Source organism: Mycolicibacterium frederiksbergense, assembly GCF_012223425.1.
GTDB lineage: Bacteria > Actinomycetota > Actinomycetes > Mycobacteriales > Mycobacteriaceae > Mycobacterium > Mycobacterium frederiksbergense.
Genome location: NZ_CP038799.1, coordinates 1433058 through 1450378, shown reverse-complemented (window position 1 = coordinate 1450378; position 17321 = coordinate 1433058). Strand labels below are relative to the sequence as shown.

General features: G+C 64.7%; 6 protein-coding genes and 1 pseudogene. All 7 read right to left on the bottom strand.

The window, feature by feature from the left end; all coding sequences use genetic code 11:
• Positions 1-71: 71 nt before the first annotated feature.
• Positions 72-12188 (bottom strand): beta strand repeat-containing protein, encoded by a 12117-nt coding sequence (locus EXE63_RS09940; protein WP_168141807.1) that lies wholly within the window; start codon positions 12186-12188, stop codon positions 72-74.
• A gap of 258 nt (positions 12189-12446) precedes the next feature.
• Positions 12447-13217, bottom strand: coding sequence for a DUF8017 domain-containing protein (locus EXE63_RS09935; RefSeq protein WP_168141806.1), 771 nt, complete (start codon positions 13215-13217; stop codon positions 12447-12449).
• 222 nt (positions 13218-13439) lie between these two features.
• On the bottom strand, positions 13440-14153 hold the full coding sequence (locus EXE63_RS09930; RefSeq protein WP_168141805.1) for a crotonase/enoyl-CoA hydratase family protein: 714 nt from the start codon (positions 14151-14153) through the stop codon (positions 13440-13442).
• An 11-nt stretch (positions 14154-14164) separates the two neighbouring features.
• Complete coding sequence (locus tag EXE63_RS09925) at positions 14165-15016, bottom strand: DUF8453 domain-containing protein (RefSeq protein ID WP_168141804.1); 852 nt, start codon at positions 15014-15016, stop codon at positions 14165-14167.
• A 91-nt stretch (positions 15017-15107) separates the two neighbouring features.
• Entirely contained in the window at positions 15108-15974 is an 867-nt protein-coding gene (locus EXE63_RS33260; RefSeq protein ID WP_168141803.1) for a phospholipase effector Tle1 domain-containing protein, read from the bottom strand.
• A 198-nt stretch (positions 15975-16172) separates the two neighbouring features.
• A complete protein-coding gene (locus tag EXE63_RS32515; protein WP_366515346.1) occupies positions 16173-17054 on the bottom strand; it encodes a DUF4352 domain-containing protein in 882 nt (293 codons plus the stop codon).
• Positions 17055-17141: 87 nt separating this feature from the next.
• Positions 17142-17234, bottom strand: a pseudogene (locus tag EXE63_RS33460) (DUF2510 domain-containing protein); the annotation flags it as partial.
• Positions 17235-17321: the final 87 nt, after the last annotated feature.

Here is a 17321-nt window from a genome sequence, read left to right as displayed (position 1 = left end):
GGCGGCTACGACAGCGGCGGGTACTCCAGGCCCAAACATCGCAGTGGGCGGTCTCACCCGTTGCTGCGTTGTCAGAAGTCCCTGTCGGCGGTGCCCGACTCGGTGGCCGACGTCGTCGCCATCACGTTCCCGGCCAGGTCCTCCGGCCTCGTACCCGTCGAGGGTGTCCAGACCATCGCACCGGTCCCCAGGGCGAACTGTCGGTACACGCCGAGCGTGTCGGAGTCATACGTGCCGAGCACGATGGTGAGGGTGTTGCCGGTCAACGTCATCGTGGACGCCGTTCCGGTCGCGCCGTAAGTGACGGGGGCGCTGCCACTCAAACTGGCGAGATAGTCCTGGCGGCCGAGATAGACCGTACCCAGGGGCAATATCGCGCTGTTGGTCGAGTCGTAGATCTGCAGGTAGTCGTTCAGGCCATTCAAGAGGGTGCCGTTGTACCCGCGCACCACGACGTTCGTCGTCGAACCGTCCCATCCAGCCAGGATCGTTGTCGGATCGATCGCCTCGCTGAAGGTGTAGGTGAAGGTGTCTCCCTGTTCGATCAAGCCGGCGGAGCCGCTGTTGGTGGATTGAACGTCGACTGCCGTGGGGGCGACGTTGTCGACGATGGTGATGCTGACGGTGGCGACGGTGCTGTTCGCCGTACCGTCGTTGGCCACGTAGGTGAAGCTGTCGGTGCCGTTGTAGTTCGTCGCGGGCGTGTAGGTGAACGAGCCGTTCGCATTCAGCGTCAGGGACCCATGGGTGGGCCCGGCCACCACCGAGGCGGTGAGCGTGTTGCCGTCGACGTCGGTGTCGTTGCTCAGCACGTTGCCGTTGAGGGTGATGCTCTGGTTGGTGCTGTAGGAGTCGTTGGTGGCGACCGGTGCGTCGTTGACGGCGTTGACCGTCACCGTGACGGTGGCGGTGTTGCTGGTGATGGTGCCGTCGGTGGCGGTGTAGGTGAAGCTGTCGGTGCCGTTGTAGTTGGTGGTGGGGGTGTAGGTGAAGGTGCCGTCGGTGTTGAGGGCCAGGGTGCCGTGGGTGGGTCCGGCGACCACAGTTGCCGTCAACGTGTCGCCGTCGATGTCGGTGTCATTGCTGAGCACGTTGCCGGCGAGCTGGACATCTTCGTTGGTGGTGAAGGAGTCGTTGGTGGCGACGGGGGCGTCGTTCACCGGGTTGACGGTGATCGACACGGTGGCGGTGTTGCTGGTGGCGGTGCCGTCGGTGGCGGTGTAGGTGAAGCTGTCGGTGCCGTTGAAGTTGGTGGTCGGGGTGTAGGTGAAGGTGCCATCCGGGTTGAGGCTCAGGGTGCCGTTTGTCGGCCCATTGGCGAGGGTGGCGGTGAGGGGATTGCCGTCGGCGTCGGTGTCGTTGCTCAAGACGTTGCCGTTGAGGGGGGATTCCTCGTTGGTGGAGTAGGTGTCGTTCACGGCGACGGGAGTGTCGTTGACCGCGGTGACGGTGATGCTGACCACCGCGGTGTTGCTGTTGACGGTGCCGTCATTGGCCTTGTAGGTGAAGACGTCGGAGCCCGTGTAGTTGGCCGTCGGGGTGTAGGTGAAGGTGCCGTCGGTGTTGAGGGTGAGGGTGCCGTGGGTGGGTCCGGTGACCAGTGTTGCGGTGAGGGTGTTGCCGTCGGCGTCGGTGTCGTTGGTCAGCACGTTGCCGGTCAGTTGGGTGTCTTCGTTGGTGGTGTAGCTGTTGGAGACGGCGACGGGCGCATCGTTGACGGCGTTGATGGTGATGGAGACGGTGGCGGTGTTGCTGGTGGCGGTGCCGTCGCTGGCGGTGTAGGTGAAGCTGTCGGTGCCGTTGTAGTTGGTGGTGGGGGTGTAGGTGAAGGTGCCGTCGGTGTTGAGGGTGAGGGTGCCGTGGGTGGGTCCGCTGGCCAGCGTTGCCGTCAACGTGTTGCCTTCTGCGTCAGTGTCGTTGGTCAGGACATTGCCGGTCAGTTGGGTGTCTTCGTTGGTGGTGTAGCTGTTGGAAGCGGCGATGGGCGCATCGTTGACGGCGTTGATGGTGATGGAGACGGTGGCGGTGTTGCTGGTGGCGGTGCCGTCGCTGGCGGTGTAGGTGAAGCTGTCGGTGCCGTTGTAGTTGGTGGTGGGGGTGTAGGTGAAGGTGCCGTCGGTGTTGAGGGTCAGGGTGCCGTGGGTGGGTCCGGTGACCAGTGTTGCGGTGAGGGTGTTGCCGTCGGCGTCGGTGTCATTGCTGAGCACGCTGCCCGTCAGGATGCTGTCCTCGTTGATGTTGAAGCCGTCCCCGGCGGCGACCGGAGTGTCATTGACGGACGTGATCGAGATTGTCACCAAGGCGTTGTCCGTCAAGGTGCCGTCGCCGGCGGCGTAGGTGAAGCTGTCGGTGCCGTTGTAGTTGGCCGTCGGGGTGTAGGTGAAGGTGCCGTCGGCATTGAGGGTCAGGGTGCCGTTGGTCGGCCCATCGACCAGTGTCGCGGTGAGGGTGTTGCCGTCGGCATCGGTGTCATTGGTGAGCACATTGCCGCTGACCTGGGTGTCCTCGTTGGTGGTGAACGAGTCATCCACAGCGACCGGGGCATCGTTGACGGCCGTCACCGCGATTGTCACCAGGGCGGTATTGCTGGTCGCAGATCCATCCGATGTCCGATAGCTGAAGCTGTCGATACCCGTGTAGTCGGCGGTCGGGGTGTAAGTGAAGCTGCCATCCGGGTTGAGGGTCAGGGCGCCGTGGGCAGGACCGTCGAGCAATGTGGCCGTGACGGTGTCGCCGTCGACGTCAGTGTCGTTGGACATCACGTTTCCGGTCAGGGTGCTGTCTTCACCGATCGAGTAGGAATCGTTGTTGGCGACCGGTGCGTCGTTGACCGGGGTGACCGTGATCGACACGGTCGCGGTGTTGCTGGTGGCGGTGCCATCGGTGGCGGTGTAGGTGAAGGAGTCGGTGCCGTTGAAGTCGGCGGTCGGTGTGAAGGTAAACGTCCCGTCGGTGTTGAGAGTGAGGGTGCCGTTTGTGGGTCCGTCGACCAGTGCCACCGTCAACGAATTACCATCAACATCAACATCATTGGAGAGCACGCTAGCCGACAGGCTGTTGTCCTCATCGAATGTGAATGAGTCGTCCACGGCGGCGGGAGCATCGTTCACCGCTGTCACGGTGATCGAGACGGTGGCAACCGTACCGGTGGTGGTGCCGTCGTCTGCGGTGTAGGTGAAGCTGTCGGTGCCGTTGTAGTTGGCGGCTGGGGTGTAGGTGAACGTTCCGTCCTCGTTGAGTTCCAACGTGCCGTTGGCTGGCCCGTCGACCAGGGTGGCGGTCAAGGAATCGCCTTCGGCGTCCGTGTCATTGCCCAACACACTCCCGGTGAGGACGCTGTCCTCGTCGGTGGCGAAGGAATCGTCGACCGCGACGGGGATGTCGTTGACCGGGTTGACGGTGATGGACACGGTGGCAATCGAACTGGTGGCGGCGCCGTCGCCTGCCGTATAGGTGAAGGAGTCGGCGCCGTTGAAGTCCGTATCCGGTGTGTAAGTGAAGGATCCGTCGGCATTCAGCGTCAGGGTGCCGTTGGTGGGCCCGTCGACCAGGGTGGCGGTCAGCGTGTCGACATCGACATCGGAATCATTCGAGAGCACGTTGCCGGTGAGGGCGGTGTCTTCGTCGGTGGTGAAGCTGTCATCCACGGTGACGGGGGTGTCGTTGACCGCGTTGATCGTGATCGACACCGTGGCAACCGAACTTGTGGCTGCACCGTCGGTGGCGGTGTAGGTGAACGAGTCGGCCCCGTTGAAGTCTGTATCCGGTGTGTAAGTGAAGGATCCGTCGGCATTCAGCGTCAGGGTGCCGTTGGTGGGTCCGTCGACCAGGGTGGCGGTCAACGTGTCGCCATCGATGTCTGAATCGTTGGTTAGCACGTTGCCGGCCAGCTGGGTGTCTTCGTCGGTGCTCACCGTGTCACCCGCTGCGACCGGGGCATCGTTGACTGGGTTGACGGTGATGGAGACGGTGGCGACGGAGCTGGTGGCGGTGCCGTCGGTGGCGGTGTAGGTGAAGGAGTCGGGGCCGTTGTAGTTGGCCGCCGGGGTGTAGGTGAAGGTGCCGTCGGGGTTGAGGGTGAGGGTGCCGTTGGTGGGGCCATCGATGAGGGTGGCCGTGAGGGTGTCGGCGTCGGCGTCGGAGTCGTTGGTCAGTACGTTTCCGGTGAGGACAGTGTCTTCGTTGGTGCTCACCGTGTCACCCACGGCGACGGGGGTGTCGTTGACTGGGGTAACCGTGATCGACACGGTGGCAACGGAGCTGGTCGCGGTGCTGTCGCTTGCGGTGTAGGTGAACGAGTCGGGGCCGTTGTAGTCCGCATCCGGTGCGTAGGTGAAGCTGCCGTCGGTGTTGAGGGTGAGGGTGCCGTTGGTCGGCCCGTCGACCAGTGTCGCGGTCAGCGTGTCGGCGTCGGCATCCGAGTCATTCGAGAGAACGTTGCCGTTGAGGACGGTGTCTTCATCCGTGCTCACCGTGTCACCCGCGGCAACTGGAGCGTCGTTGACCGGGCTGATGGTGATGGACACCGTGGCAATCGAACTCGTCTCGGTGCCGTCGCCCGCCGTATAGGTGAACGAGTCGGTCCCGTTGAAGTCTGCATCCGGCGTGTAGGTGAAGGATCCGTCGGCATTCAGGGTCAGGGTGCCGTTTGCCGGCCCGGTCACCAGTGTCGCGGTCAACGTGCTGCCGTCGGCATCGGAGTCGTTGGTCAGGACGTTGCCGGTCAGATGGGTGTCTTCGTCGGTGCTGAACGAGTCATCAACAGTGACGGGGGTGTCGTTGACCGAGTCGACCGTGATCGACACCATGGCAACAGAACTGGTGGCCGTGCCATCCGTGGCGGTGTAGGTGAACGAGTCAGCCCCGTTGAAGTCCGCATCCGGGGTGTAGGTGAAGCTGCCGTCGGCATTCAGCGTCAGGGTGCCGCTTGTCGGCCCGTCGACGAGTGTCGCGGTCAGCGTGTCGCCATCGACATCCGAATCGTTGGTCAGGACGTTGCCGGTGAGGGCGGTGTCTTCATCTGTGATGAACGAGTCATCGACAGTGACGGGGGTGTCGTTGACTGGGGTAACCGTGATCGACACGGTGGCAACGGAGCTGGTCGCGGTGCTGTCGCTTGCGGTGTAGGTGAAGGAGTCGGGGCCGTTGAAGTCGGCTGCCGGGGTGTAGGTGAAGCTGCCGTCCGGGTTGAGCGTCAGGGTGCCGTTTGTGGGTCCGTCGACCAGGGTCGCGGTCAACGTATTGCCGTCGGTATCCGAGTCGTTGGTCAGCACGTTGCCGGTGAGGACGGTGTCTTCGTCGGTGCCGAACGTGTCACCCGCTGCGACGGGCGCATCGTTGACCGCACCGACGGTGATCGACACGGCGGCTACAGAACTGGTGGTGGTGCCATCTGTGGCGGTGTAGGTGAAGGAGTCGGGGCCGTTGTAGTTGGCGTTCGGTGTGTAGGTGAAGCTGCCGTCGGGGTTGAGGGTGAGGGTGCCGTTGGTGGGGCCGTCGACCAGGGTGGCGGTGAGGGTGTCGCCATCGACATCCGAATCGTTGCTCAGCACGTTCCCGGTGAGGGCGGTGTCTTCATCCGTGCTGAACGAGTCATCGACAGTGACGGGGGTGTCGTTGACCGCGTTGATCGTGATGGACACGGTGGCAACCGAACTGGTGGTGGTGCCGTCGTCTGCGGTGTAGGTGAAGCTGTCGGGGCCGTTGAAGTCGGTATTCGGCGTGTAGGTGAAGGACCCGTCGGCATTGAGGGTGAGGGTGCCGTTGGTGGGCCCGTCGACCAGGGTGGCGGTCAAGGAATCGCCTTCGGCGTCCGTGTCATTGCCCAACACACTCCCGGTGAGGACGCTGTCCTCGTCGGTGGCGAAGGAATCGTCGACCGCGACGGGGATGTCGTTGACCGGGTTGACGGTGATCGACACCGTGGCAATCGAACTCGTCTCGGTGCCGTCGCCCGCCGTATAGGTGAACGAGTCGGCCCCGTTGAAGTCCGTATCCGGGGTGTAAGTGAAGGATCCGTCGGCATTCAGCGTCAGGGTGCCGTTGGTGGGTCCGGTCACGAGTGTCGCGGTCAACGTGTCGCCGTCCACGTCGGAGTCGTTGGTCAGGACGTTTCCGGTCAGTTGGGTGTCCTCGTCCGTGCTCACCGCGTCACCCACCGTGACCGGAGCATCGTTGACCGGGTTGACGGTGATCGAAACCGTGGCCACCGGGCTGGTGGCGGCACCGTCGGTGGCGGCGTAGGTGAACGAGTCCGCGCCGTTGAAGTCCGCATCCGGGGTGTAGGTGAAGCTGCCGTCGGCATTCAGCGTCAATGTGCCGTTGGTGGGTCCGTCGACCAGGGTGGCCGTGAGGGTGTTGCCGTCCACGTCCGAGTCGTTGGTCAGGACGTTGCCGGTGAGGGCGGTGTCTTCGTCCGTGATGAACGAGTTATCAACAGTAACGGGAGCGTCGTTGACTGGGTTGACGGTGATGGACACGGTGGCAACGGGGCTGGTCGCGGTGCTGTCGCTTGCGGTGTAGGTGAAGCTGTCGGCCCCGTTGAAGTTGGTATTCGGGGTGTAGGTGAAGGATCCATCGGCATTCAGCGTCAGTGTGCCGTTGGTGGGGCCGTCGACCAGGGTGGCCGTGAGGGCGTCGCCGTCCACGTCCGAGTCGTTGGTCAGGACGTTTCCGGTGAGGACGGTGTCTTCGTCGGTGCCGAAGCTGTCATCCACGGTGACGGGCGCGTCGTTGATCGGGTTGATGGTGATGGACACGGTGGCAACAGAACTGGTGGTGGTGCCGTCGCCGGCGGTGTAGGAGAAGGAGTCAGCGCCGTTGAAGTCGGCGGCGGGGGTGTAGGTGAAGCTGCCGTCCGGGTTGAGTGTCAGGGTGCCGTTGGCCGGACCGTCGACCAGGGCGACCGTGAGGGTGTTGCCGTCCACGTCCGAGTCGTTGGTCAGGACGTTTCCGGTGAGGGCGGTGTCTTCATCAGTGCTGAAGCTGTCATCCACGGTGACGGGCGCGTCGTTGACCGCGTTGATCGTGATGGACACGGTGGCAACAGAACTGGTGGCGGTGCCGTCGCCTGCCGTGTAGGTGAACGAGTCAGCCCCGTTGAAGTCGGCGGTGGGGGTGTAGGTGAAGCTGCCATCGGCATTCAAGGCCAGGGTGCCGTTGGTCGGCCCGGTCACCAGTGTCGCGGTCAACGTGTCGCCATCGGCGTCGGAGTCGTTGGTCAGCACATTCCCGGTGAGGGCGGTGTCCTCGTCGGTGGCGAAGGAATCGTCGACCGCGACGGGGAGGTCGTTGACCGCGTCGACCGTGATCGACACCGTGGCAACGGGGCTGGTGGCGGTGCCGTCCGTGGCGGTGTAGGTGAAGCTGTCGGCCCCGTTGAAGTCTGTATCCGGTGTGTAAGTGAAGGATCCGTCGGCATTCAGCGTCAGGGTGCCGTTGGTGGGGCCATCGACCAGGATGGCGGTCAGCGTGTCGGCATCGACATCGGAATCATTCGAGAGCACATTCCCGGTGAGGACTGTGTCTTCATCGGTGCTGAACGTGTCACCCGCTGCTACGGGCGCATCGTTGACCGGGTCGACGGTGATCGACACGGTGGCAACAGAACTCGTGGCGGTGCCGTCGCTTGCGGTGTAGGTGAACGAGTCGGGGCCGGTGTAGTTGGCCGCCGGGGTGTAGGTGAAGGTGCCGTCGGGGTTCAGCGTCAAGGTGCCGTTGGTGGGCCCATCGACCAGGGTCGCCGTGAGCGTGTCACCGTCGGTATCCGAGTCGTTGGTCAGGACGTTGCCGGTCAGTTGGGTGTCTTCGTCCGTGATGAACGAGTCATCAACGGTAACTGGGGTGTCGTTGATCGGGTTGATGGTGATGGACACGGTGGCCACCGGGCTGGTGGTGGTGCCGTCGCCGGCGGTGTAGGTGAAGGAGTCGGGGCCGGTGTAGTTGGCCGCCGGGGTGTAGGTGAAGCTTCCGTCTGGGTTGAGGGTGAGCGTGCCGTTTGTCGGACCGGTGACGAGGGTGGCGGTGAGGGTGTCGCCATCCACGTCCGAGTCATTCGACAGGACATCGCCGACCAGCTGGGTATCTTCGTCGGTGGTGAAGCTGTCATCCACCCCCGTTGGAGTGTCGTTGGCCGCGTCGACGGTGATCGACACCGTGGCAATCGAACTGGTGGCGGTGCCGTCGGTGGCGGTATACGTGAAGGAGTCAGTGCCGTTGTAGTCCGCGGCCGGGGTGTAGGTGAAGCTGCCGTCCGGGTTCAGGGTCAGGGTGCCGTTGGCCGGCCCTGCCACCAGGGTGGCGGTCAATGTGTTGCCGTCCACGTCCGAGTCGTTGGTCAGGACGTTCCCGGTGAGGACGGTGTCTTCATCGGTGCTGAAGCTGTCATCCACGGTGACGGGCGCGTCGTTGACTGGGTTGACGGTGATCGACACCGTGGCAACCGAGCTGGTGGCCGAGCCGTCGGTGGCGGTATACGTGAAGGAGTCGGCGCCGTTGAAGTCGGCCACCGGGGTGTAGGTGAAGGTGCCGTCCGGGTTCAGCGTCAGGCTGCCGTTGGCAGGCCCGTTGACCAGTGTGGCGGTCAATGTGTTGCCTTCGGCATCAGCGTCGTTCGACAACACGTCCCCGGTGAGGACGGTGTCCTCGTCGGTGCTGAACGTGTCGCTCACCGCGACAGGAGTGTCGTTGACCGCGCTGACCGTGATCGACACCGTGGCAACAGAACTGGTGGCGGTGCCGTCGCTCGCGGTGTACGTAAAGGAATCAGCCCCGTTGTAGTTCAGCACTGGTGTGTAGGTGAACGTCCCGTCGGAGTTCAGCTCCAGTGATCCGTGGGTGGGTCCGCTGATCAGTGTCGCGGTGAGCGTGTTGCCGTCGGCGTCAGTGTCGTTGGACAGTACATTGCCGGTGAGAATGCTGTCCTCGCCACCGGTGTAGCTGTCTGCAGTCGCGACGGGCACCTTGTTGTCAGGGGCGACCGAGATCGACACCACGGCAACTGAACTGATGGCGGCACCGTCGGATGCGGTGTAGGTGAAGGAATCCGCTCCTTTGTAGTTCGGCGCCGGGGTGTAGGTGAACGAGCCGTTCGGATACAGGGTGAGTGTGCCGTGCGCCGGTCCAGACACCAATGTCGCGGTCAATGAAGGCGATTCAGCATCAGTATCATTGGACAGGACATTGCCGGACAGGGTGCTGTCCTCATTGACCGTGTAGCTGTCGTTGCCGGCAACCGGGACATCGTTGACCGGATCGACCAGCACCACCACGAGTGCCGGAGCGCTGGATAGCACCCCGTCCGAGACGGTGTAGGTGAACCAATCCACGCCGTTGAAATTGGCGGTGGGGGTGTAGGTGAAGGTGCCGTCCGTATTGAACTCCAGGGTGCCGTTCCCCGGGCCTTCGGTCAGCGACGCCGTCAGTGAATCTTCGTCCACATCACTGTCATTGGCGAGCAGGTTCCCGGTGAGGGAGCTGTCCTCATTGGTGCTGAAGATGTCGTCGCCGGCGACGGGTGCATCGTTGACGGGGCTGATGGTGATCGACACGGTGGCGACCGAACTTGTCGCGGTACCGTCGCCGGCGATATAGGCGAACGAATCCGCCCCGGCGTAGTCGGGGTCCGGCGTGTAGCTGAACGAGCCATCCGTGTTCAGTACAAGAGTTCCGTGGCTGGGCCCGATAATCGTCGTGGCAGTGAGGGTGTTTCCGTCGATATCGGTGTCGTTGCTGAGCACGCTTCCGGTCAGAACGCTGTCCTCGTTGGTGGTGAATGTGTCGTTGACGGCGACGGGCGCGTCGTTGACCGGTGTCACCGTAATAGATACTTTGGCAACAGCACTGGTTCCTACGCCGTCGGTGGCGGTGTAGGTGAACGAGTCTGTGCCTGTGTAGTTGGCTGCCGGCGTGTAGACAAACGCACCGTTGTCGTCGAAGACCAGGCTTCCGTGGGCGGGACCGTTGACCACGACGGAGGCCACGGAATCGCCATCGACGTCACTGACACTCACGGTGCCCGTGTAGCTGGCGTCCTCGTCGACAGTGAACGAAGTGTCACTTGCTTCGGGGGTGTCGTTGACGGCGTTGACCGTGATGGTGGCGGTAGCTGAATTGCTGGTGGCTACGCCATCGGACACGGTGTAGGTGAAGCTGTCGGTCCCGTTGTAGTTGGCGGCGGGTATGTAGGAGAACGACCCGTTCGGGTTCAATGTGAGGCTGCCGTGAGCCGGTCCCGCCCCGAGTGACACGGTCAGGGAGTCCCCGTCCGCGTCGGTGTCATTCGGCAGCACACTCCCGGTCAGGATGCTGTCTTCATTGATGGTGTAGCTGTCGTTCTGGGCGACGGGGGCGTCGTTGGCCGGTGTCACTGTGATGCTGACGAGTGTCGGTGCGCTGGTGAGTGTTCCGTCCGACGCGACGTAGGAGAATCCGTCCGTGCCGTGGAAGTTCGTGCCCGGGGTATAGGTGAAGGACCCGTCGGCATTGAGTTGGACGTTGCCGTGACTTGCGGGCATCACGAGGCCGGCAGTCATGGCATCGCCATCAGTATCGGTGTCGTTGTTCAACACGTTCCCGAAGAGCGCGGTGTCCTCCGTGGTCGTGTACAGATCGTCGCTGGTCTGCGGCGCCTTGTTGACCGGGGTGACCACAATCGCCACGGAGGCGCTGGCGCTGGCCATGAGGTTGGAGGCGCGGTAGGTGAATCCGTCCACGCCATTCCAGTCCGGGTTCGGCGTGTAGTTGAACACGCCGTTCTGTTCCAATGTCACGCTGCCATTGGATGGTTCGGAAAGCAGTGTGGTGGTGAGGGTTTGGTCGTTGGGATCGCTGTCATTGCTCAGTACGCTGCCCAGCACCGGGACGTCTTCGGGAGTGGTGAAGAAGTCGTTGTTGACAACCGGTGGGGTCTCGGCGGCGACGACGTTGATCGTGATCGTCGCCGTGTCGGTGTGACCCCAGGCTGGGCGCAGGAACCCGAGCAGCCCGTGCATGTGGAAGCGGTTGCCGGCGTCGCTGGCCGTGACCGTGAATTGGTCGGGGCCGGTGTAGTCGTCGTCGCGGGTATAGGTGAACGTGCCCGTCAGTTCGTCGACGGTGACCCATCCGTGGCTGGGTCCGCCGGGGACACCGCGTGTCGGCACGATGTAGGTGAGCTTGTCGCCGTCGCCGTCATGGCCGTTGAACGCGGTCGGGCTGCTGGTTCCGTCCGGCTCCAGGACGAGGGTGACTTCCTGCGGCAGCACAACGGGGGACCTGTTGAAGAACGTGCGCTGGAACTCCCGGACGACGGAGGCCAGCATCGCCCACAGCAGGGGTGGTTGGCAGGGGGCGGCCGGCCCCGGTGCCAGGAACGGCGACAGCAGCGTCGAGACGAATACCTGCATGACGCTCGTCTTCGCGGCTGGGGCCGCCGTGATCGGCGCGAGGGAAGCCGATGGCGTACCGACGCTCGCTGCCGGGCTGCTGTTGGCCCAGAAGTCCATACCCGCGGTTTGTGGTGCCGGCTCGGTCTCGTCGGTCCGGGACTGCAGCGAGATGGCGGCCGACGGGGTCGATCCGGTGGGTAGTACGGGGGCAGCAGGATCAGCCGGCGTCGAGTCGGATGCCGACGCATCGGAGTAGGCGCGGTCGGGTTCGGACGACGGTGGCGTCGTCTCGGGGACCGATGTGTCCGTGTTGGTCGACGCTGGGGTGGTGACCGTGGCGTCGGGCTGGCTCGCCGGCTCCGTCGCAGCATCGACATCAGTGTGAGTGGGTGCCTCGGTGGTGACGTCCGGCCCGGTCTCGTCCGCTGCATCAGGGGGAACGTCGAGGGTCGGCGCAGTCGTCGGCCTAGGCGCTGTCGCCGTCCGAGGAGATGTTGTCGCCGTTTTCGCCGACTTGGGCGACTTTGTGCGCGGCGTAGTCGGCGATGAGTCGTGCGAGGAGTTCTTGGACGTGGTGGGGCTGGCATGCGCGGTCCCGACGCCGAGCCCGGTCGTCAGTGCGGCCCCGACGCCGAGCGCGATAGCCAGCCCGCCGACCCGCCCGATGTACCTGCCGTAATTGCCGTTGTCGGCGGTCGACGTGGCTGCCTGGGCGTCCAGGCGGAAAGTGGGGTACGTCGCTTGGGCCCTGGCGGGGTCCTTGTGCTTGTGGTGGCGGGCCCGGTTTCGTCCCGCATCCCGACGTCGCGTACCAGATGCCAATATCCCACTCCCGCCGCCTTGGGCCCATCGTTGGACCACTCGCCTCGCAGTGGCACGTTTCCCCGGGGAGCGTCCAGCGATCGGACCTCACGACATGCGCCTAGCAAAAATTGACGTACCTGATAGTAAGTCTGTCGACGATCCTTCGTGGCCGAATGCCGGCCTGATCGCAGCCGTGATCGTGCGTGCTGAATCGACACATCAAGATCAATTGGTGTGTGCCGAGCAGCTTTGCTAAGGCATACCTAAGCGGTCGCGTCAGGCCGGGCTGCGCAGCGTCTGGACCATCTCGTCGATGACAACGGACTTCGGGGAGGCGGTAGCCCCCTCCCGCAACGAGATCAAAAAGACCACGGATCCCTCCACGTTGGGCACCGTGGTGACGACCATGCTGTGCAACGCGTTCGGCCCGTTGCAGTCGTCTGCGGCGATGCCGGTCACCGTGGCCACCACCTGCACCGCGGGACGAGTCCCGATGGTGAAGTCACGAACAGGGCTGAACTCCACGTTCGGCACCGTCTCGCCCTGGGTGTAAATCGGTGCCACCAGGGCAGATTCCTCGTCCAGGGCGGCCCTGATGTCCGGATTCTTGGAACCGGCGACGCCGGACATCGCCAGGTTCTGCTTCGGGCAGGCCGGGTTGGCGACGGTGGCCACCGCGCCGAGTTCCCGGATCACACACTGGCCTGCGGGGCAGGGCTTGGCCCAACCCGATCGAACACCGCATGCCGCGACGGTCCAGTCCGGCGGAGCGGCGTAGGCCAAGCCGAACCGATTGATGGCTGCGTGCCATCCCGGCTGGGAGCCCTCGTCGACGGATGCGGTGTAGCCGTCGCAGGTCATCGAGGAACTGACGACGCCATCGTCTGGGCTCGATGAGACCGGTGGGGGTGCGGATTGGACGGTTGCCGACGCTGCCGTCGAGGACGGGGCCGGACTGTCGGACGTGTCGTTGCTGAACTGCTTGACCACGACCACCGATAGCACCACGATGACGACGACTGCAATGACCAGAGCGACCCACAGCAACGTTGTGCGGTGCGGCTGCGGTTGGTCCCGTTCGGGGGGTCTGGAGCCTGGCGTGGGGTAGTTCAACGGGCCCTCTCCATCGGTGCGGTCGCGTTGGGGCCTCACCATTTTGTGTGTCGGTGATTATTCAACGTCGATCGATCCCCGACTCGAGAGTCTTCAATTTGTTCGCGAACTGCCGATCGGGTCGGTGGAGGACGGCGGACCCGTCCGGCCCCAAAATCAGCTCAGCGACATCTTGAATTCGGCTGCCAGCCCGTCGATCCCGGCCTGGATCGCCTCCAGCGCCGACGAGCGGGCCTTCAACTTGCTGGCCACATGCGCCTTCAGGTGCAGCGTCCCGGCGTATTCCGCGGCGACCTCCTGGGCCCGCGACAGCACCGCCTCGCGCTCCACGATCTCGTCGAGCCAGCCGGCGGAGATCGCCGCGTCCCCGGCGAACACCGCGGCCACCGACACCGCCCGCGAGAACGCCGCAGCCGTCAGCCGCGCCCGCATGATCTCCAGCGCCGCCAGCGGCAGCGTCATCCCGATCGCGACCTCGTTGGCCTGGCAGCGCGATCGCTGCGAGCCCACCCGGTGGTCACCGCTGAGCAGCAGAAAGGACCCCATCGCGATCGCGGGCCCGGTCGCGGCCATCACCACGGGCGCCGGGAACGTCAGCGTCCTGATCGCCAATTCGAAACCGCCCGAGAGCATCCCGTGTCCGGCGTCGGCGTCACCGGAGGCGAACACGCTCAGGTCGAATCCGCCGCTGAACACCCGATCGTTGCCGGCCAGCACCACGGCCTTGACCGTGCCCGCGGCGATATCGGTCTCGGCCTGATCCAGGGCGGCGTTGATGGAGGCCTGCATCGCCGGCGACAACGCGTTGACCTTGCCGTCGTCGAGCGTGATGGTCGCGACGGCTTCGTGAGCGGCGTAAGTGGCGGTCATGGGCCCGGATGTTACGGAGCGCGGTGCTTGATTCCGATGGCGGGGCTGGAGTGGTGCCGCCCGTTGGATGCTTCCGGCGCCAACTGTTCTTGGCCGATCCACGGGAACTCCAGCTCGGCGGTCTCATCGGACTGCCGTGTCCGCCAACGGTCCTGCGTCTCGCGCACCGCCCGGTTCATCCGGTCGATCTCGGCGCGGAACACCTCGGGCTGGGTCTCCTTGGAGGCGTAGTGGAAATAGGTCAGCACGCTGCGCAGCAGTTCCAGCTTCTGCTTCTCCCGCTTGGCCAGATCGTGGGTCGTCATCAGCTCGAGGCGCTGCACGGGCTGCAGTGTCGCCCAGTCCAGCACCACCTCCGCATCGAAGTCACGACCCTTCCCGCCGGCGGGCCGGTCTCCGTAGTGCACCGTGCCCTCGAACCGGGCCCGGATCTGCCCGCCGAACTCCTCGCGGCTGATCGCCGAATCCCACACAGTTCGCCACTCCTGCCCCGGAGCGAGCTGAGTGAGTTCGCTGGGCAACCGGAGTTCGGCGATCTCGGGCAGCCCGTCCTCACGGGTGTCCTCGTAGCGGCCGACCGTGAGCGGATGTGTGAACTCGAACCTGATGTTGTGCGCCGCGGACTTCCCGAAGTTGCGCACCACGAGTTCGATGACATGCCAGTCCGCGGGATGCGGCTCCATGTAGACCACCACGTGTGGCCGCAGCTCATCGCTCTTGATCAGGCGGTTCCGCTTGAGCGCACGCGCGGTGAACAGCAGTGCGCCCAGCCCGAGTGCCAGCCCAGCCCACGCTGCGATCGTCAGCCATCCGGCCGACCCCAGGCCGCTCAGATCGGCCCACCGATCCCTAAACCATTCCACCGCGACCTCACCTGATCATCCGATTGCGCCTCGGACATTAGCGCTTCGCTGGTGATCGCGTAAACCGCAACGCGCGGTTTAGCTGGTGAGCTCAGGAGGCCGCGGCGAGCGCCCTCGGCCGCAGTGGCGCGGCCGGGGTACCGGCCATCAGGCGCTCACCGCGGTCCAGCCAGTCCTGATCGGCCCATTCGACCTGCGCCGGTAGCCGACGCCAGTACCGCGGATGCGCCCGCACATGCATCTGGACGCTGGCGTGCACGACGGCATCGGCGGGCAGCCGGCGCAGTCCCACGTTCAGCGCCGAGCTTTCCGGTTCGGCATGCACCGACGGTGTGCGGTCGAGTCGCAGCCCGGCCCGTTCGGCGCCGTCGAGCATCCACTCCAGGGTCAGCGGGCTGGAGACGATGTCGCGGTGCGACCCGCGGAACCACACCTCATCCACCCCCTCGACGCGCTGCAGGTTCGGTGCGCCGTCGATGGCCACGGCGTGGCGGCCGGCGATGACGTTGACCGGCCCGGCCGTTCCGCGGATGCGGGTGGCATCCCACAATCCCAGGAAACGCACCGGCAGCGTGATGTCGTCGTGCTCGGCCAGGCCGGCGGCGACCTCGGTGACGTGCCGCCATTCCTGTGCGGTGCGCGAGGTCCGCGGCAGTGCGTAGGTGGCCAGCATGTAGCTGCGCAGATCGCCGTCGAGCACACCGATGGTGCCCAGCAGGCGGGTCAGCGCCTGAGCGCAGGCCGCGCCGCTACCGGCGCCGAAGACATAGACGTGGTCACCGGGGTGCCAGTGATCGACCAGGTGTGTGTAGGCGGCGGCGACCGATGCGCGGGCATCTTCGGGCCGGCTGTTGGTGTACTGCCGCCAGCCGAACTGTCCGCCCTGATCGACGAGCCGGAAGAGGGTTGTGGCGTTGCTTTCCCCGGAATGGTCGAAACACAACACGATGTTCTTCATGGCCACCCCCAGCGCTGCAACACAAACAAGCTCTAGCGAACGATTCTGCCAACATGCCTTGGTGCTACCAAGGCGTAATCTCGCTGAAAACACCACAGTCCTCAACGAAATTAGGCGTTCAAAGGCTATCTAGCCGCGGAATCAGTTGTCTATCCGCCAAATGACGTACAGCATCAATTGTTTGCAAGCAACGATGACTCAGGAAAGGGGCAGAACCACGCCCGGGCTGGCCAGGTCGCCGTGGACCTCCAGGGACTCCGGAGCGGTACCGGGCGGCACGTCGTAGGCGAAGGCGACGTCGACCGGTTGGCCGGGGTACAGCACCGCCGAGATACCGCCGAGGTAGAACGTGCTCTCGGTTTCGGTGTTGAAGGTCTGCCCGCCGGCGTTGAGTACCTGCTGGTCGGCGAGGAACGTGGCGGGCAGTTCACCGTTGTTGAGCAATGTCAGGCGTACGACGACGAACTCGCCGGAGGCCGTCTTGGTGAGCATCTCGTTGTCGGCGGCCGAGACCGTCGGGGTGATCTCCACGCCGTTGCTGGTGATCGCGACGTCGCCGTCGGAGACCTGTCCGCCGGCCCCGATGACCTCGCCCTCGGCCGTCCCGGTCGGGTCGGTGGAATCCGTTGCCGGTGCCGTCGTCCCAGCAGTCTCGGAGGTCTCGTCAGCCCCGGTGGCCTCAGTGGAATCGGTGCCGGGATCGGCGAAGGCGAACGCCCAGACCAGCACGGCCACCAGCACGGCCAACAGCCCGCCGACACCGATGAGATAGCCCTTCAGCGGACCGGAAGAACCGGCCTCGGTCTGCGGTGCGGTGGCGGCGAACGCCACGGGCTCGGTCGGGGGAGTCGGCACCGCCGCGGTGGGCGGCTCGGGCAGCTGCACGACGGCGGTGGGCTGATCCTGATCTGCGAGTTCGACGACGGTCGTCGGCTGATCCGCGGACACCTCCGGCTCTTCGGCGGCGGCGGGTTCGACCTCGTCGACGACGGGCTCCTCGGGCTCCGGTGCCGGGTCGGCCTCGGGAGTCTCGACCTCACTGACGGGCTCGGCCTTTCCGGCCTCGTCCCAGGACGGCATCGTCATGTCCTCGGGCCACGGCGGCAGTTCGCTCGGCCAGGCCGATGTCTCTTCGGTGGACGCAGATGTCTCGGTGGCGTCGGGCCCGTGATCGCTCCACGTGGCACCGTCCCAATAGCGTTGACCTCCGGATCCGTCAGGATCTGGGTACCAGCCGGCCGTGGTCGGCGGTGTCGTCATGCGGGGTTTCCTCCCTATGTGCGCCACCGGGGCGCTGTGACCTCGCAGAATAGTCCAGGCGCAGGTATGCCGCGAGAGTATTGCGGG

Excerpts from the sequence above, each read along its gene's own strand:
- EXE63_RS09930 (WP_168141805.1), bottom strand. The coding sequence starts at position 14,153 with ATGACCGCCACTTACGCCGCTCACGAAGCCGTCGCGACCATCACGCTC.
- EXE63_RS33260 (WP_168141803.1), bottom strand. The coding sequence starts at position 15,974 with ATGAAGAACATCGTGTTGTGTTTCGACCATTCCGGGGAAAGCAACGCC.
- EXE63_RS32515 (WP_366515346.1), bottom strand. The coding sequence starts at position 17,054 with ATGCCGTCCTGGGACGAGGCCGGAAAGGCCGAGCCCGTCAGTGAGGTC.